The sequence below is a fragment of the Paracraurococcus lichenis genome, from assembly GCF_030657435.1.
Lineage (GTDB): Bacteria > Pseudomonadota > Alphaproteobacteria > Acetobacterales > Acetobacteraceae > Paracraurococcus > Paracraurococcus lichenis.
On record NZ_JAUTWS010000086.1, the window covers coordinates 1 to 17,419 of the forward strand.

Annotated in this window: 11 protein-coding genes; 3 read left to right on the forward strand and 8 right to left on the reverse strand. The window is 65.7% G+C overall.

Annotation, left to right across the window (positions count from 1 at the left end):
• Positions 1–142 precede the first annotated feature (142 nt).
• Positions 143–967, forward strand: a complete 825-nt coding sequence (locus Q7A36_RS33955) for a hypothetical protein (protein ID WP_305108241.1) — start codon at positions 143–145, stop codon at positions 965–967.
• A gap of 250 nt (positions 968–1,217) precedes the next feature.
• Here the strand turns inward: Q7A36_RS33955 and Q7A36_RS33960 are convergent, their stop codons facing one another.
• Positions 1,218–3,386, reverse strand: a complete 2,169-nt coding sequence (locus tag Q7A36_RS33960) for a putative bifunctional diguanylate cyclase/phosphodiesterase (protein WP_305108242.1) — start codon at positions 3,384–3,386, stop codon at positions 1,218–1,220.
• Positions 3,387–3,412: 26 nt separating this feature from the next.
• Positions 3,413–4,417, reverse strand: a complete 1,005-nt coding sequence (locus tag Q7A36_RS33965; RefSeq protein ID WP_305108243.1) for a cytochrome-c peroxidase — start codon at positions 4,415–4,417, stop codon at positions 3,413–3,415.
• Between the two features lie 301 nt (positions 4,418–4,718).
• On the opposite strand from Q7A36_RS33965, the gene Q7A36_RS33970 reads away from it, so the two are divergent.
• Positions 4,719–4,952 carry a hypothetical protein gene (locus tag Q7A36_RS33970; protein WP_370655748.1) on the forward strand — a complete coding sequence of 78 codons (234 nt, stop codon included), beginning with the start codon at positions 4,719–4,721 and terminating at the stop codon, positions 4,950–4,952.
• Here Q7A36_RS33970 and Q7A36_RS33975 read toward each other — a convergent pair.
• Positions 4,924–5,178, reverse strand: a complete 255-nt coding sequence (locus Q7A36_RS33975) for a hypothetical protein (protein WP_305108244.1) — start codon at positions 5,176–5,178, stop codon at positions 4,924–4,926. The genes Q7A36_RS33970 and Q7A36_RS33975 overlap by 29 nt on opposite strands.
• Before the next feature lie 268 nt (positions 5,179–5,446).
• Between Q7A36_RS33975 and Q7A36_RS33980 the strand changes: the two genes are divergently transcribed.
• Positions 5,447–8,947, forward strand: a complete 3,501-nt coding sequence (locus Q7A36_RS33980) for a bifunctional diguanylate cyclase/phosphodiesterase (RefSeq protein WP_305108245.1) — start codon at positions 5,447–5,449, stop codon at positions 8,945–8,947.
• A gap of 385 nt (positions 8,948–9,332) precedes the next feature.
• Here the strand turns inward: Q7A36_RS33980 and Q7A36_RS33985 are convergent, their stop codons facing one another.
• From Q7A36_RS33985 to Q7A36_RS34005, 5 genes are all read right to left on the reverse strand, one after another.
• Positions 9,333–10,601, reverse strand: coding sequence for an SWIM zinc finger family protein (locus tag Q7A36_RS33985; RefSeq protein ID WP_305108246.1), 1,269 nt, complete (start codon positions 10,599–10,601; stop codon positions 9,333–9,335).
• Between the two features lie 5 nt (positions 10,602–10,606).
• Entirely contained in the window at positions 10,607–13,306 is a 2,700-nt protein-coding gene (locus Q7A36_RS33990; protein ID WP_305108247.1) for a DEAD/DEAH box helicase, read from the reverse strand.
• A 920-nt stretch (positions 13,307–14,226) separates the two neighbouring features.
• Entirely contained in the window at positions 14,227–14,817 is a 591-nt protein-coding gene (locus Q7A36_RS41800) for an ISAs1 family transposase (protein ID WP_370655749.1), read from the reverse strand.
• Positions 14,769–15,356: an ISAs1 family transposase gene (locus Q7A36_RS34000; RefSeq protein WP_305108248.1), complete on the reverse strand. Its 588-nt coding sequence runs from the start codon at positions 15,354–15,356 to the stop codon at positions 14,769–14,771. Before Q7A36_RS34000 ends, Q7A36_RS41800 begins: the two co-directional genes overlap by 49 nt.
• 31 nt (positions 15,357–15,387) lie before the next feature.
• Positions 15,388–17,028, reverse strand: a complete 1,641-nt coding sequence (locus tag Q7A36_RS34005) for an IS66 family transposase (protein WP_305108249.1) — start codon at positions 17,026–17,028, stop codon at positions 15,388–15,390.
• Positions 17,029–17,419 lie beyond the last annotated feature (391 nt).

Below are 17,419 nucleotides of genomic sequence, written 5' to 3' on the forward strand. Positions count from 1 at the left end.
TCTCCTTCGAAAGGACTGCCCGATAGGAGCGAGGGGCCGCGCCTCAGGGCGCCACCCGGCCCCGCCGCCGCGGTTCGGCGATGCGGGTCGCGAACGGCACCGACAGCGAGAAGCGCAGCACGTCCCGTGCGATTGTGTTCGGATGGTCCACATCCAGCGCCGGTGCGAGGGCCTGGCCAACACGCTGTCGCGCCTCGCCGCGGGCGCCACGTCCCGGCGCAAGACGCTGCAAGCTAGAATCAGCCGCGCCGGTCAGCGGGATCCAGAGGGCAAGGTTGGCGTCCAGCTCGAGCAGGCCCGTGATACGGAGGCTCGGGCGTCGTGCCTCGCCCGCGACGTGCGAACACTCGTGCAGTGGCTGCAGCACGACATCCTGGTCCTGGCCGGCCCAGACCTGGCGACCCGGCGAGAGCTGTTCGACTTCGTCGTCGCCGAGCTGATGGCCCGTGAGCCCGAGGACCCGCGACGCATTCGCCCGGTGCGCGTCGCCCTGCAGAACCAGCGCGACCACTTGCTCGCCTTCGCCGGCGTGCTCGATCTCGAGCTTGCCACCATCGCACGTGTCCACGCCGTTCCCGAGCACGTCGTGCGGGAAGCCTGCATTCTGCACCGCCTGCCCACCACTTCACCTGCATACTGGCAGGGGTGGAGCGAACTGCGAGCGCGGATGGGAAGCAAGTTCCACATCCTGTTCGACGCCGTGCGCCGAGCCATGGCCAGCACGCCGCGCAGCAGATCGCTGGTGGAGAACCTCAACTCGCGGCTGCGCACCTACTTCACCTTGCGCCGCCATCTCGGCGGCTCATACCTGGACCTGCTGCGCTTCTTCCTGAACCACCGCCGTTTCCTGCGCAGCCGACATGCCGAGCGGCAGGGCAAGAGCCCGCGGGAGCTGATGACCGGCCAGGACCATCTGCACTGGCTCACCCTGCTCGGCCTGGGATCGCTTCAGCCCCGGCGGGCTTGACGCGGGGAGGCTGACCGCCTCCCGCACGGGGCACAGCGCACGTCGGCATCCGGCCCTCACAGGCCGGCGCTCTTCGTGCGCCCGTGTGACCCGAAATTGGCTGATTCTGAACCACGCCCTTCTGATCGAACGACGGCAAGAACCTGCCGACGAACCTCATGGACGGGCTACCCGCACTCGCTCATGCCGGCAGACGGAAGGAGCAATGCCATCTGAATTCCGTTGACACCGGGATGCCCCATACAAGCAACTACCGGGCAGGGACAAACGCGTCCAGGACCTGACCCATGCAACACGACGCTAGCAAGCCAGAGTCGATGTCTGCGGTGCGTGATGAAGCGGTCGGATGCGTGAGGTAGTCGTAACAGGAGATCGGCCTTGGCTTGCCGAAGAGATATCCTTGAGCTTCCGCACAGCCCGCCGTGCGCAGAAACTCCGATTGCTGCTCAGTTTCCACGCCCTCGGCAACGACGGGCAAGCTCAGGGCTTTTGCGAGCCCCAGCACGCCATGAACGATCGCCGCGGCTTCCGGGTTGACCTCGAGGTCCTGCACGAAAGATCGGTCGATCTTGAGACGGTCAAAGGGAAAGGCGCGTAGCGTCGCGAGTGAGGAGTAGCCGGTCCCGAAATCGTCCATCGCCACGCTGACACCCATCGCGCGAAGGCAGGTCAGCGTATCCAGCATCCGCACCGGGTCGCGGCTGAGCATGCTCTCGGTCACCTCGATCTCGAGGCGGGAAGGGTCCAGTCCCGTCGCGGACAGGGTCCGGCTCACGAGCCCAGCGAAGTCACCGTGTTGGAACTGCGCGGTCGAGACGTTGACCGAGATCCGCATTGGCTCGTGCCAAACACTCGCCTCGCGGCAAGCCTCTTCGAGAACCCAGGCCCCGATAGGGACGATAGCGCCGCTCGCTTCTGCCACCGGAATGAACACGTCAGGCCGGACGGCGCCTCTCTCGGGCAGCGACCACCGCAGTAGAGCCTCGAAGCCATGCACGCGGCCACTGACCATGTCCACCTGTGGCTGATACTCGAGCGAGAGTTGGCCTCTTGCTAGGGCAAACTGGAGCTCCTGCTCCAGCGCACGCCGGTCCTGCGACGCATGATCCATCTCAGCACGGAAGAAGGCAAAGGCGTTCCGGCCCTCTCCCTTAACACGGTACATGGCGAGATCCGCGTTGGCTAGAAGCGTTTCGCAGGTCTCACCGTCCTCCGGGAATACGGCGATCCCGATGGAGGCGGAAACCACGGCCTGTCGACCGTGCTCGAGGTCGACCGGCTCCGAAAGCAGGGTGGTCAATCGCGCGGCCAGGCTCTCAGCATCCTGTGGCCGCTCCAAGGCAGTCTGGACGACGATGAATTCATCGCCACCGAGCCGGGCCACCGTGTCGGTGTCCCGAACGGCACCGCTCAGGCGGCGCGCCAGCTCGCGCAGGAGCGCATCCCCTGCCGGATGCCCGAACGAGTCGTTCACGGCTTTAAAGCGGTCGAGGTCGATCCAGAGCAGTGCGACAGAATGGCCGTTGTGCCGAGCGATCGCGATCGCCCGCTGCAAGCGCTCATGGAGTAGCACGCGGTTGGGAAGGCCGGTGAGCGAATCATGGTGCGCCAAGTAGCCGATGCGCTCGGCCGCGATGGCTCGCTCGGCATCGGCCTTTTGTTGTACCTCGCGGGCCTCCAGGGTTCCACGTCGCAGGGCATCCAGTGCGGTAGCGATCTCGCCGACTTCGTCCGCCCGGTCACGGCCCTCGACCGGGTACTCGAGATTGCCGGCTGCGACGTGCCCAGTCGCGTTCGTCAGTGCGCGGAGGGGATGCAGCACTTGACGGACGAGGAAAAGGCCCATGGACAGGCAGCACACCAGGGACACGAGGACGAGCGCGATCACGACGGTCTGGGTTGTGGTCGCACGCGCCATGGCGACGTGCCGCGCCCGCTCAGCAGACGACATGATGGCGGCGACGGCTTTCATGATGTTCTGCTGCTGGCTGTCGCGCTGGGATTCGAGGAGGTCCTCCCGCAGCAGTTCGGCATGACCCTCGGCGGCGTTACCGGGAAGACGGAGATCTGTCTGCCTGATCCAGTCTCGCGTGCCCTGCAGCACCGGCGCGAAGCCCTCTTCCGCTTCCAGGCTTCGCTGCAAGGCGCGCATGAGCGTGTCGGCTTCGGCACGGAAGCGCTTGGCGGCTGCCTCGGCCGCATCGAGATCGGCTGCGCGCCTGCTCTCGTGGGCGGCGCGGTCAGCCCGCTCGAAGCCGAGTTGTGCTTCGGCAATTGCATTGACGCTGGCAATGACAGCGCCCTGCGTGCTCAATACCCAGTTCAGGTTTCTCTGTCCGAGCAGGGCCGCGCCTGCCTGGACAATGCCCAGCAGCCCGAGCACGCCGATACCGGTGATGAGGGAGGCGCGTATGGTCATGACCCTGGCCTTCCGGGCGATCGGCATCAGCGTGGAAGCGACGGGACTGCGACGTCCCGCGGTGGTGCGGTCAAGGTTCCAAGGAAGGCCAGCAGTTCTGCCCTCTCGATCTCGGTTAGGCGGAACGGCCGAATGAGTGGGGAGCGACTCGGTCGGCCCTCGCCACCCGATTCATAGAACTCCACGACGCTCTCGAGTGTCGGCAGTGAACCATTGTGCATGTAGGGTGCCCGGCGGCCCACATCGCGCAGCCCCGGTGTTTTGAACGCAAATAGCGCATGAGGATTCTGCGTGTTGAATTGCGCACGCCTGAGGTCTCGCGTGGGAAGGCCGGTGTCATGAAATTGCCCGTCGGTGAAGTTCCATCCCGCATGGCACGCCGCGCAACCGGCCGGCCCGACGAAGATGTCCAGGCCACGCCGCTCCGCGGGCGAGAGTGCACCATCGTCGCCTGCGACCCACCGGTCGAAGGCCGTGAAGCCGCTGACCAGCCCGCGCTCAAACGTGGCGATGGCACGCGTGATCGTATCGAGCGACAGCGTCTCGCCTGGGTAAGCCGCCTCGAACAGCCGCCGATAGCCCGGGATTACCGCAAGTTTGCCAGGCAGCGCATCGATCTGCATGTTCATCTCGATCGGGTTGCTCAGCGGGCCCAGCGCCTGAACCTCTAGCGTCGGCGCGCGTCCGTCCCAAAAGAAGCTGCTGCTCCAGGCCAAGTTGAGAATGCTGGGGGAGCGCCGGGTCAGCGGCACCATCGCGTGGCCGCGCCCGATCGCCTGGCCATCACCCCAACCGAAGGCCGGGTTGTGGCAGGACCCACAGGACAGCAGGTTAGAGCCCGACAGGCGTGGGTCAAAGAACAGCGTTCTCCCGAGCAGTTCGCGCTCCGCCGTGAAGCGATTGTTGGCTGGGAAGGGTACCGCCGTTGGACGCGCGAAAGCAGTCCGGAGTGCGTCGTCACTGATGGGCTGCGCGGTGGCGGGCGTCAGCGTTGCGACGATGATGACAAGGACTGAAAGCAGGCAACGCATCCGAATGTCCTCACGGCGTCACGTCGTGTGCGACCGACCTATCCTGCGTATCATGAGAGCGCATCAAAATGCGTCGGGCCGGTGCCTCGTTTGGGACTGTGGAGTGAGAACGTCTGATCGGTCGGCCAGCTACGTGAGGTGTTCGACGGGGTTCTGTTGCAAGTTTCGGCACCCACATCGACCGGGTACAATACCCGGCATGGCAAAGCGGCAGCGAGCATCTTCGGTGAGGTCGGACCAGTCCTTCAAAGGACGGCAGTTCACCGCCTAGGTGATCCTCTGGGCGGTCCGCCGATATCTCATGTCCCCCATCAGCTATCGTGACGTCGAGCTGATGCTCGCCGACCGCGGAGTGAACGCGGACCTCACGACAGTCTTCCGCTGGATTCATGCCTACGCACCCGAAATCGATAAGCGGATCCGCCTGGATCTGCAGCCGAGCAATGGCTCATGGCGGGTCGATGAGACCTACGTGAAGGTCAACAGCCCGGTGAAAAAGCCGTCGGTCAGCCGAGCGGGTCCGGCGCGATGCTGATGGCGACAGCCGCGGTCTGATCGTCAGCGACGACGATCAGAATGATGACTAAGCCAGCATCCGGGGTGGCGATCGCAGCAAGCGAGGCCGAAATCCTGACCGAGAACCCCCGAGGCATCCCCGCCCCCGTCAGCAGCCGCATAATCAGGCCGAGATTGTCGCCGGCAACGTGGATCAGGTAGCGCTTGTGCAGGTTCTCCCGCCCGCGCAGCCAAGCGCGGCGCATGCCGCTAGCCTAACGCTGCTCCGCATCTAAATGCGAAAAGCAATGAGGCACCCAGGAACTGATCCTGTTCTCGCGATTATGCGAAAAATGATGGTGGCCGCGGCTGTCGTGTAGCCCTGTCCTGATCCGTCGCTGATCAGGCCAGTCGTCTTCTGTCACTGGAACCCGGCTGATGTCTCCGTTGTCCAATGCAGCCCGGCATACGTCGCAGCGCCTGAGTGGATGGCTCCAAGCAGGTCATGGGTTCAACGCCTGGAGACGCGGCGGCATGCCAGCCGGGGACGAAGGATCACGTGCAGCACTCTGGCGTATCTCCGCAGGTGCCCTGCTCAGCCTGCTGCTCGCGCTTGGTGTCGTTCATTATCTCCTGCAGCAGCGCGAGGCAGAATTGCGGGACGCTGAGCGCGAGGCACGAAAACTGTCATTGATTTTGGCTACTGCAGTAGATGCCAGCTTCAAGTCGGTCGAAGTTTTGCAAAGCAGTGTTCTAGAGTGGATGTATAAACAGAACCTGAATCGATCTGGCATCTACAGCGAGGCCATGTCTTCCAGGTTGTCACATGATATTTTGCGAGATCGCGTTGCGGTATTGCCACAAGTTCGCCATGTCTTTCTGACCGATTTAAAGGGCCAGGTTGTCAGCAGTTCATTGGCCTGGCCACTTCCCAACATCCTTGTCCACGACCAAGAATACTTCCGCGCCTTTGCTGAAGACCCCCTGCGCCAGATTTACCTGGGCACGCCCTTGCGCAATGCCAGCAAAGGCGATTGGACCCTCATTGTCGCGCGTCGAATCAAAGATGCGGACAGCAACTTTCTGGGTATTATCGTCGCCAGCGTTGCCCTCAAGCATTTTGAGGAATTCTTTCGTAGCATTGCGCCTAGTCCGGACAGTTCCACCGTCCTCGTCCGTCACGATGGCATTCTGCTTGCTCAATACCCCCCTTTGGAGGCCGAAGTAGGCGGTGTCATTCCAATCAGCAGTATGATCCGAACGCTCCAGTCAGGCGAGCGCAGCACATCTCTGCTTACAAGGGGTGTGGACGGTACTGAGCGGGTCATCGGTGTTCAAGCACTTGAAAGCCAGCCTCTCGCCGTCCTCACGACGCGGGCAGCCGGCGTGGTGCTCGCTTCGTGGCGCCAGGATGCAAAACGTCTTGGCTTCGCAACACTACTATTCATAGGACTGATCCTTGCCGGCGTGCTTTTCGTAAATCACCAGGCACGACACCAGTTAGTGCTTCGTCGATTGCTGGCCGCGAAGGCTGCAGCCGAGGCGGAGCTTGCTGGCGCGAGGGAACGCGAGGCGATGGCTCGCACTCTGGCGGAGCATGAGGAAATGCTTCGCGCGGTGTTCGAGACAGGTTCAGTGGGTGTTGCCGAAATCGACGTGGCTTCCGCTCACTTTACGCGGGTCAACCGGCGTTTCTGCGAGATGACTGGGCGATCCGATGTGGAACTGCTGAACGGTCGCGGCCCGGCCGATGTCATCCATTCCGATGATCTGGATGCTGACTTGGCACGCTGGCAACGCATCGATGCTACGGACGGACCTCGGGATGCGGAGAAGCGGTATTCGCGGCCTGATGGCAGCGTGATCTGGGTCCGCCTGAGTATGGCCGTGTCGGCACGCGACGCCGACGGGCGAGCGACGCGCTGCGTCACCCTAGTACAGGATATAACCGAGAGTCGGACCGCTACGGAGCGATTGCGCGATAGCGAGGCGATGCTGCGCCTCGGCCTCGAGGTCGGGCATATCGGCGCTTACCGGTGTGACCTGTTGGGAAACGGTGGCATCCGCTGCGGTGCGGAAACCCGCCTCCTGCTCGGTCTACCCGAGGGTGACGACCCGGTTCCCACAGCGGTCTGGACAGCCGCCGTAGTCCCTGAAGACCGTGAGCGAATGCTGACCGCCATAGCTGATGCCCTTGCTCGACAGGCTCCGGAACTCTCCGTCGAGTACCGCTTCCGGCATCCCTCCACTGCCGAGGTGCGACACGCCGAAGCCAGAACACGTTACACGTACGATCCTCAGGGCCGGCCGCTCACCTCAGTTGGTGTAATCATCGATATTACGGAGCGACGCGAGGCTGAAGCCCTCCTGCACCTCAGCCTGGAAGTAGGACGTATTGGCAGCTTCCGCCACGATATCGTCGCAGGCAGCGTATCTGTCAGTGCGGAAGCCCGGGCAATGTACGGCTTTCTGGGCAGCGAGCGTTCGATCGGCGATGAAGATTGGTGGGCGCCTATCTTGCCGGACGATAGAGAGCGACTGCGGGCCGAGGTCATGCGCGGTATGGCGGCGCGTGAGGCCGAAGGCGCCTGCGAGTACCGCATTCGGCGCCCATCCGACGGCGAGCTCCGCCATGTGGAGGCACGAGCCCGCTACGAGTACGACGGCTCAGGCCGGCCACTCAGTGCGGTTGGTGTGGTGATTGACGTTACCGAGCGCCGCGAAGCCGAGCTCCGCATCGCTCATCTCGCGCACCACGATGCACTGACCGGGTTACCCAACAGGGTCCTGTTTCGCGACCGCCTAAACGATGCCCTCGCCCGAGCAAGACGAAACGAAGGCTTTGCCGTCCTCTACCTCGATCTCGATCGCTTCAAGGAAGTAAACGACACTCTCGGTCACCCTGTCGGTGACGCCCTGCTCCGCGCCGTCACCGCCCGGCTTCAAGCCGAGTTGCGCGAAACCGACACGCTCGCCCGCCTCGGCGGCGACGAGTTCGCCGTTATCCAGGCCAGCCTCGACCAACCGCGCGATGCCACTACCCTGGCGCGACGTCTCGTCGAGGTCATCAGCGCTCCCTTCCTGCTCGATGGTCACCAGATGGTAATCGGCACCTCCGTCGGCATCTCCCTTTGCCCCACGGATGGCTTCGACCCGGATGCTCTGCTCAAGGGTGCGGACATGGCGCTTTACCGCGCCAAGGCAGAAGGTCGCGGCCGCTGGCGGTTTTTCGAGCCTGAGATGGACGCCCGCATGCAGCTGCGCCGCACTCTCGAGCTCGACCTACGCCGGGCGCTGGCTATGAGTGAGTTCGAAGTCTTCTACCAGCCCATTGTCAACATCGATACACGGAGGGTCAGCGGGCTCGAAGCGCTGCTACGCTGGCGCCACCCTGAGCGTGGCTTGGTGCCGCCTGACGACTTCATCCCACTCGCCGAGGAGATCGGTCTCATCCTGCCCATCGGCGAATGGGTCCTCGCCCAGGCCTGCTGCGACGCTGCCACCTGGCCCGGTGCGCCCAAGGTCGCAGTCAACCTTTCTCCTGTCCAGTTCGCGGGCCGCGGCTTGGTGGAGGCTGTCGCTGCCGCCTTGGCACAATCCGGCCTTGCTCCCGCCCGGCTCGAACTTGAGATCACCGAGACGGTATTGCTGCAGGACACCGAGGCGACGCTCGCCACCCTGCACCGGCTGAAGGCCTTGGGCGTTCGCATCGCCATGGATGATTTCGGCACCGGCTACAGCTCGCTCAGCTACCTCCAGCGCTTCCCCTTCGACAAGGTCAAGATCGACCGCAGCTTCACCCGTGAGCTCGGGAACTCCCGACAAAGCAACGCTATCGTACAAGCCGTCACCGACCTCTGCGCCGGACTTGAGATGACCACCACTGCCGAGGGTGTCGAGACCGAGGCGCAGCTTGCCGTGCTGCGACGCAGAGGTTGTAGCGAGGCCCAGGGCTACCTCTTCAGCAAGCCGAAGCCTGCGGAAGAGGTCCGAGTAGTCCTGCAGCAGCTCAGACAAAATGCGCTTGCTGAATAAATGCGTGCTGTCGGTAGTTGCTCACCTCTTTCCAGATCGGGGACCACGTCGTCGAGCTTGGTCGGGTACTCGCGCTGCACATGACCGAGGGTGATCTCGGCCATGCGGTTGGCGGTCAGCGCAGGTCGCACGTGTCTCCGTCCCAACAGTCACCGGCGTCCGCTCGACGGGGGCCCGACTTCACCGGCACGCGATCATGCCGCCGCATACTCCGCTTCCTGCAACCGGTGCACCGCGACGGCAGCGCACCGTCAACTTCGGCGGTCGGTCGACCAGGAAGCCAATGTAGAAGGCCCGGCGCCGGAACAGTGCCAAACCCTCCCTGCACACCAGGTCGTTGCATTTCGCGGAAGTGAGGAAATGCCGCGACTGTCGATGGCCGCGACTATGCCTTCCGCTTGGCTTTGCGTACAGCCGCCCGCGTTTTCCAAGACGCCACTGCCCGGCTCCGCACCGATTTGGGCCGCACGGTGGCCGGCGCTCCAGTGGCCACCGAAACTTTGAATGCTGGGATGCTCGATGTCTTCTGCGTTGGTCCGTCGGCCCTGGACGGTTTGGACATGGACTGGCCGGGCCGGGCCCGCGTCACTGCCTTGCCGGCAGACGTCTTTGGTATGGTACCTTTGTTGGCAGGCGCCGCCGCCGGTCCAGCGTTCGGCGATCGGCGGGTCTTCTCCGTCGGCTTGGCGCCGGCCGTGCTCGCCCTCATGCCAGTCATTGCGGCGCCTCGACCCGCGGTGGCAACCGCAGCGTCAGGCTTTCGGCCCTTGGCTCCTCCTGCGGCATCCGCTGCGGCACGAGACCTCACACCTTTGGCGGTGTTGGTCGCGGCCGGCGGCACTGACGGCGAGGCAGCTGGTGCTCGTGTGCGGCTTCTCGGCGGCCGCGCACCCTGCGGCTTGGTATTCGGTTTGGCAGGCGTCGCGGGCGCGGTTGGCGACGTCATGTCGAGCCCGAACAGCGCGGCTACGTCGTCATCCCGCAGCATCCGGTCGGCCGCTGGAGCGCCGGCGACCAACGTCAGGTCCGCCGTAGCCCCGGCGACCAACTCGGCACCCTCCACCGCGCGCAGCCGGAACAGCAAATCCGGCTGCTCATCGAGCCGCGCCCCGACACCGTACAGGACCGCCGCCACGTGCTTGCACATCAAGGCATGATCCGGACAGCTGCAGTCGAAGCGGATCTCGGCAGGACGGGGAAAAATGCCGGTGTCCTGCCGGCAGAGCCGCTCCATGATCGCCTTGGAGAACCGCCCCTGCAGCAGCTCCACCAAGCTGTCGATGCGACCCGCGCAGTCGGCGCAGAGCCGACGCCAAGCCGGCTGCGCGAGCGGCCGGATGGTGACGCTCGTCTTGTACAGCGCGGAGCCGTTGACCAGGGCACGCACCTCACCCGGCGCGATCTGCAAGTCGATGACTGCGCCGTTCCGCACATAGCTGCGACCGCGTGGCAAGCGGCTCTCGTAGTCGCGGTAGGCTTCGAGGTTGCCGCACCACGCCTTGCCCCAAAACGTGCTGGAGATGGCACGACCCGAAATGACGACTGGTGCCAGGAACTTGCCCTGCTTGCGCAGCTTCGCGGTCAGCTTCTCCGCTTGCCGACGCCGCTCGGCGACCGGCACGTAGGGCGCCCACTCCATCCAGCCGCGCGACATCGCCCTCACTCCCGCATCGCTGTGGTCAGGTCCAGCGCTACCAGACGCAGCAGCGCCTCATCCGACAGTTCGGTCAGGGTAATCTCCTCACCGCTCGTCAGGACGGCGTCCGACAGCTCGCGTTTGGTGGCGATCAGCTCGCCGATGCGCTCCTCAACGGTACCCCGGCAGACGAACTTGTGCACCAGCACGTTGCGCTTCTGGCCGATGCGGAATGCGCGGTCGGTCGCCTGGTTCTCAACCGCTGGGTTCCACCAGCGGTCAAAGTGAACGACATGCGATGCCCCGGTTAGCGTCAGCCCCGAGCCGCCAGCTTTCAGTGACAACACGAAGAATGGTGCCGCCTCGGACTCCTGGAACTGCCGCACCAGCGCTTGGCGCTGCCGCACCGCGGTCTGTCCGTGCAGCACCAGCCCAGCCTGGCCGAAGATGCCGGCGAGGAACGCCGCCAGCGGCTCCGTTGCTTCCCGGAACTGCGTGAAGACCAGCATCTTTTCTTGCCGTGCCGCCACCACCTCGGCGATCTCGCGCAGCCGGGCAAGCTTGCCGCTGTCCGCTTCGGCCCACTGGCCGTCATCCAGCCACTGCGATGGGTGATTGCAGATCTGCTTCAGGCGCAGCAACGTCGCCAGCACGACGCCCCGACGGCGGATCCCGTCGGCACTCTCGAGGTCGCGCGCCAAGTCCTCGACTGCCCGCGCATAGAGCACCGCCTGTCGCTGGCTCAACTGGCAATGCGCCGTGACTTCGGTCTTGTCGGGCAGATCGGCAATGATCGTGCGGTCAGTCTTCATGCGCCTGAGGATGTAGGGACGCGTCAGCTCTCGCAGCGGGCCGTAGGGGTTGTGCCCCCGATCGGCGAGGCCCTTGGTGTAGCTAGTGAACTGCCGCGCCGTCCCGAGCAGGCCCGGGTTGATGAAGTCGAAGATCGACCACAAGTCGCTCAAGCTGTTCTCGACTGGCGTCCCGGTCAGCGCGATCCGGGCCTGCGCCTGCAGCGCCTTGGCCGCGCGGGTCTGCTTGGCGCCAGGGTTCTTGATCGCTTGCGCCTCGTCCAGGATCGCCAGGCGCCAGCCGATTTCGGCGAGCGCTGGCAGGCGCAGCAGGGTGCCGTAACTGGTGATGACCAGGTCCAGCGCCGCCGCCTCGGCCGCCGTGAAGCGCTGGATCTCCTCAGTCGGCATGGCCGAGGAATGCAGGATGCGGGCTCGAAGGTCAGGGGCGAAGCGCGCGATCTCCGCCGACCAGTTGGCGAGCAGCGAGGCCGGCGCCACCAGGAGGCAGGGCGCCTGTCGTTTCCCTTCGGCGCGCTGACGCTGTACCAGCAGCAACGCCAAGACCTGGATCGTCTTGCCGAGTCCCATATCGTCAGCGAGGCAGGCCCCGAGGCCGAGCCCCGACAGCAGGTGCAACCACTGCACGCCGGCCTTTTGGTAGGGCCGCAGCGTGCCGCGCAGTGCCACGCCAGGATCAATGCCGTCGCCTTCCGGTGTCCGTAGGGCGCGGAGAGTCTCGGCCAACCAGGGTCCGGCGGTTACGCGTGACCATTCGGCCGCGGCAGGGTCCTCCACCTCTCGGCCGAGGCTAGTGCCGGACAGCAGGCGCATCGCTTCGGCGAAGCTCAGCCCCTCCGCACGGGCGAGGTCTTCCGCCGCGCGGAACCGCGCCAGTGTGGGCCCCAGCCGCTCGCGGTCGATCTCGACCCATCGGCCGCGCAGCAGCACCAGCGTCTCGGTGCCGGCAAGCAGCCCCGCCACTTCGGCCTCGCTCAGGGCCTCGCCGTTCAGCATCACAGCCATAGAGAAATCCAGCAACCCGTCCAGCCCGAGCTTCGAGGGGGCGCGGGTACCGACCGTGGCCGTCACCTGCGGCCGTGCGGGCCGGCCGGCCTGCCAACCCGCGGGCATCCGCAGCACCACGCCCGCCTGCTCCAGTTCCGTTGCGCTGGTCAGCAGGCGTGCAGCCTCCTGCGGGCTCCACCGCAGGGGGTGGTAGATTTCGCCATTCTCAACCACCGCCCGCAACCAGGCGCAGTTCTCCGCCGCGCGGTGCACCGGCAGCAGCAGGGAGAGCAGCCTTTGTCGGTTCTCCGCTCCGCCGTACTCGCGCAGCGCTTGGCCGAGTGGCAGATGCTGCACCCGCCCCTGCGCCGAGAGCTGCGCGGCGTAGGTGGCCATGAAGGCGAATGGCGCTTCTGGGTCGCGGCGGTTCTCGGCGAGGTTGAAGTGCACCCGGCCGACCACGGTCCAGGCGGGGTTCAACCGCCGGAGCAGCTCCTGCAGACCAGCACCGGACCTGGCCAGGGCCGCCGCCAGCGATGTCCCAATCGCCTCCCACAAGTCGCGCAGCACCTGCGGGGTCAGATACTCCGCACCCGGCATCATCGGCGCCGTGAGGACCAGGGACGCGAGCTCCCCTTCAGCCGGAGCCGGTATCTCGGGTAGGTCACGCTCGTCGCCGGCGCCGGCAGCCTGCCCGCAGAGCGCCGCCACGTAGCGCGAAGCGAAGTCCCGCCACCAGACGAATGCCGGCGGTAGCGCTTGGCTGGCCTCGGCGGCACCGAGCCGCAGCAGTCCGTCGCCGCTGCCGCGGGCAAAGGCTTCGCCGAGCCGCCCCGCCACGGCCTCATCCAGGGCAGGCGCGTCGGCTGAGGGCTCGCACAGCAGGTGACCACGAGGGGTGAGGCGAATGCGGAGGGCAACCATGTCCTCGCCACGGTCACCACGAGTGTCCCTCGTATGCAAGCCCAGCCGGGTTCTGTCAGGATTCGCGCCGAACGCTCTTCGACCAGCAATTTTTAGTTTCAAATCGCCGCACGTAGCAATATTCTTATTCACAAAGGCGCTTCAATCGCAATAAAATTCCTGGTGACGCAGCTGTTGGCGCGAATCCTGACAGAACCCAAGCGGCTTACCCCAAGTTATTGACACTCTTGAGCCGGACACGGCCATCAGCATCCCTGACGTCATCGACAACCACACGGACTACTGCTTCAGGACGCAGGCGCGGATCTACATGATCAGCGTCTATCAGACGTTTCGCAATCGGCTCCTGGTCCGTTCACGCTGGAGATGGCGGTACGGTAAGCGGCGGCTAAGCTAGGGGCCGCTGGATCGTGGGAGGAAAGCTATGCTGCTGCGTCGTAGCTTCTGTAGGGGGGCCGTGCTCGGCCTAGCCGCTTCGGCTGTCGATTCCGCTGAGGCTTCTGCCCAGCAAACCCAGAGACCGAGGCCCGATCTCGCCGACATGGCGGCGGGCGTCTACGATGGCGATGTTGTCTCTGACGCACGCGGCTCCTCCCGATCCAACGTCCGCTTGACTGTGGTCAAGACCGGTCCGAACACCGTCCAGGTAACGGCGACATACCCCCGCTTACCGCCCTTCTCGGCGAGGCTGACACGCGCGATGAACACGATCCAGAACGTCGGCGGGCCGAGCGTCTTTCTACTCGATCTCTCGAAGAGCCCGTACGGCCTGGACGTGACGGTCGATGACGCGTCGTGGTCCGGGGCACGAAGTTCTTAGCCCGGTAAGAGGGGCAGAAGTTGTGGCGGTCAGGCGGGCTGGCAGCGCGCTCTGACGAGGTCGGGCAGGTACGGGATGTCGGCCTGACCGGCAGGGCTGTTCAACGCTGTGGAATGTTGAGGAGGCCGAGGAGGTAATCGACGCCACCGATGGCGGCGCGGTAGCGGTCCTGCGGGAGTGAGCTTCGGCGGTTGGCCTTGAGGATGTTGAAGGCGAAGCTGCGGAGGCGGGCGAAGATGCCCGGATTGCAGCGAATGCGGGAGCGGTCCTCGCCCATGGTGACGTCGCGGGTGTAGTGCGACGTGTTCTCGATCTTCCAGTGGTCCCGGATGGCAGAGGCGGCGCGAGCGGCTGGGATCGCGGTGGTGGCGAGGTAGAAGGCGGTCTCGGAAGAGCGGCTCCAAAGACCGGTCTTGGCGCTGCGGGCGAGGACGTCGCGCTCGACGCGGATCACGGCACCGATGAGGGATGCCCACTCGGTGTCGGTGAAGGCGGTGGTGGCATCGAAGACGGCGACGCTGCGCTCCTCTTGCCGGTTGCGCCCTCGATCACGGCTACTGGCCGTGGAAAGCGGGGCGGCGCTGGCGCAGAGGTCCTTGGCCTGTTGATGCAGGGTGGGCTGGTTGTCTTTGACCTGTATGATCAGGTCGGCGCCGGCCTTGGCGCCGAGCTCGAAGGTTTTCTCTGGCAGTGCAGGGCGTCGAGCGTGACCAGGTGGCCAGCCAAGCCGAGTTCGGCGAGCAGTGCCTGGGCGGCCGGGATCTCGTTCGATTTCTCGTCGACCTCGCTGTGCGCCAGCACCAGTGCCGTGTCGGTGGCGAACATGCCGAGCAGGTGCGCAGCGGCTCGGTCACGGAACGCGTCGAAGCTGCCGCGCAGGGTCTTGCCGTCGATCGCCAGACTACCACCGCCCGGCTTGGCGTGGGCCGCCTGCAACAGCTTGGCGTGGCCGCGGAAGGCTGCCTCCACCGCGTCGCTGTCCAAGCCTTGCAGGATGTAGCGGATGGCGGTGTGCGCCGGCGCTCGCCGCCAGGTCAGGCCGAACACCTCGTTCAGCCGGGGACGATGCATCTCGATGAAGGTGACGATGCTGCGATACGAGTTACCGCCGCTGACGATGGCCAGGATGGAGAACAGCAGGACGTACGCCAACTGGTAGACCTTGCCCTCCGCCCGGCGGTGATCGGGCACCTCCTCCAGCAGACCCAGCAGCGGCGCGAACGCGGTCACGGCAACCTCCCCTCGGTTGCCGCCCTATGAGTCAGAGGTTTGCCGATCCGGGAATCCCGTCAGCACCCCGCCGGCGCCGTTCGCATCCGACCTGTGGCAGCGAGGACTCACCCCCCGCCACCGCACAGCGTTGAACAGCCCTGGCCTGACCGGTGATGCCGAGCCGGGCGCCGTGGTAGTCCCAGAAGCTGAGGCCGAGCTTGGCGCAGGTCTTGGCCAAGCCGAGGAACGCATCGCGGCAGTCGCGGCCCGGGTCGCTGCGGGTGCCGCCGCTGACCTTGCGGCGGGTGACCTGGGCGCGGATGTCGTTCTCCGAGCCGTTGGTGTGCAGCGGGATCTCCGGGTGGTCCAGTACCTGCAGCAGTTCTGCCTTGTTGGCGTGCAGGCGCTCGAGCAGTCGGTCGAGCATGACGAAGCCGGTGCGGCGCGTGAAGATCCGCTCGAAGCGCGCCCGTAACTCCGCCCGACGGCGTCGGCTGGGTTCTCGCCGGTAGGCCTTCAGGTCGGCGTAGTACCACCAGATGAGGTCGCGCACGCGCGCCTGGGCGGCCCGCTGCTGGTCGGTGAAGGTGTCGAGCTTGTGGACGAGACGTTCGGCATGGATCCAGCACAGCGCATGCTCGCCGAGAGCGAACTGGCCGGCATCGTCGCTGACGATGACCGTCCCGCGCAGCAGGCCGTGCGCCTTGATGGCGCCCCAGAGCGCGCCTTCGGTGGCCAGGCGCGCCGGCGCGAGGCTGCCCTCCATGCCGTGGATGCCGAGCCGCTCGAGATGCGCCGCCCAGGCCGCCTGGTCGGGGAAGCTGCGCTGCGGATCACCGGCCAGGCGGGCGATCACCGGCCCGGCCAGGGCGCGCTCGCGCATATAGGCCAGCGCCGCGGCGTTCACGACGTAGTCGCCGTGCCCGGCCCGCAGCAGCTCGAGAAAGTTCAGCCGGCTCTTGCTGGCCGTGGTGCCGAACCAGGCGAAGTGGTCGTTGCCGATCTGCGTGCAGGCGCCGTTCACCGCCCGATGCCGCGCCCCGGTGTCGTCGACCGTGATCCAGGCCGCATTCTCCAGCCCGGCCCGCAGCACCGCCTGGCTCTCGTCCAGGAATGGCTCCTGATCGGCAATCAGCAGGCGCATGACCTGCCGCTTGGAGATGGCAATCCCAACCGCCCGGAGTTGCGCCACCAGCCGCGGCACGGTGGTCTGCCCCTGGTGGTACTGGGCCAGCACATAGCGCCGCAGTTCCGGCCCGAAGTGGCCCTCCACCCCACCCGGCAAGGGCGCCACGATCAGCCGCCCCTCCGGCGTCCGCCAGCGCTCGCGGCGGTAGCGCACCGCCTCGGCCCGCAGCACCAGGTCCTGCACCAAGAAGTCCTGGTAGCCCTGGAACCGCGAGCTAGCCGGCACCGTGGCCCGCAGCACGCGCGCTTCCACCGCCACCCGGGGCGCCACCTTGCCGCGGCCACGACGGCCGCGGTGGTTGCGCGGCGGCTTCGGCTCGGTCGCCTGCTCCATGCCGCTCGGCTTGATCGCGGGTCGGCCCTTCAGTCCCTTGAGGCGGGCGATCTCCTCGCGCTGCGCCGCCACCGTCCGCTCGAGATCCGCCACCTTGCCCAGCAGCGCGCTCACCAGCGCCTTCAGCTCAGCCGGTGACAGCGCATCAGGATCGGCGGGCGGGACCATGCACCCGAGGGAATCAGACAAGCCAACGCTTGGGAAGGCTGAAACCTACCCCCGCCACAGCTTTTGCCCCTCGTACTTAGCCCGCCCGTAGCTGCTTGTATGCTCAGGAATCCCCTCATTCCGGGCTCAAATGGTGCCGAACATCTCGGTGAAGACGGGCTGTCGCTGGAGCAGAGAGGCGAAACGCGCCATGAGGGGCAAGAGCCTGTGCTCCGAGACTATGCAAAGCCGTGGGGGGCGGGGTTCCCGGGCCGCCAACGTAACCGGGGCAGATTCCCGGGCACGGTTGGCTGGTCAGGCGGAGGCGGCGGCGGCCTGACGAACGAGATCCGGTAGCGGCGGGACGGGCATGGCGCCCGGGACACGGAGGCGGTCACCGAGGTATCGGTAG

What these genes read in the sequence shown, in the direction of transcription:
- Q7A36_RS33970 (WP_370655748.1), top strand. Translation starts at nt 4,719, where the DNA reads ATGTCCCCCATCAGCTATCGTGACGTCGAGCTGATGCTCGCCGACCGC.
- Q7A36_RS33955 (WP_305108241.1), top strand. Translation starts at nt 143, where the DNA reads ATGGTCCACATCCAGCGCCGGTGCGAGGGCCTGGCCAACACGCTGTCG.
- Q7A36_RS33975 (WP_305108244.1), bottom strand. Translation starts at nt 5,178, where the DNA reads ATGCGCCGCGCTTGGCTGCGCGGGCGGGAGAACCTGCACAAGCGCTAC.
- Q7A36_RS34005 (WP_305108249.1), bottom strand. Translation starts at nt 17,028, where the DNA reads ATGGTCCCGCCCGCCGATCCTGATGCGCTGTCACCGGCTGAGCTGAAG.
- Q7A36_RS33980 (WP_305108245.1), top strand. Translation starts at nt 5,447, where the DNA reads ATGCCAGCCGGGGACGAAGGATCACGTGCAGCACTCTGGCGTATCTCC.
- Q7A36_RS33965 (WP_305108243.1), bottom strand. Translation starts at nt 4,417, where the DNA reads ATGCGTTGCCTGCTTTCAGTCCTTGTCATCATCGTCGCAACGCTGACG.
- Q7A36_RS33985 (WP_305108246.1), bottom strand. Translation starts at nt 10,601, where the DNA reads ATGTCGCGCGGCTGGATGGAGTGGGCGCCCTACGTGCCGGTCGCCGAG.
- Q7A36_RS33960 (WP_305108242.1), bottom strand. Translation starts at nt 3,386, where the DNA reads ATGACCATACGCGCCTCCCTCATCACCGGTATCGGCGTGCTCGGGCTG.
- Q7A36_RS33990 (WP_305108247.1), bottom strand. Translation starts at nt 13,306, where the DNA reads ATGGTTGCCCTCCGCATTCGCCTCACCCCTCGTGGTCACCTGCTGTGC.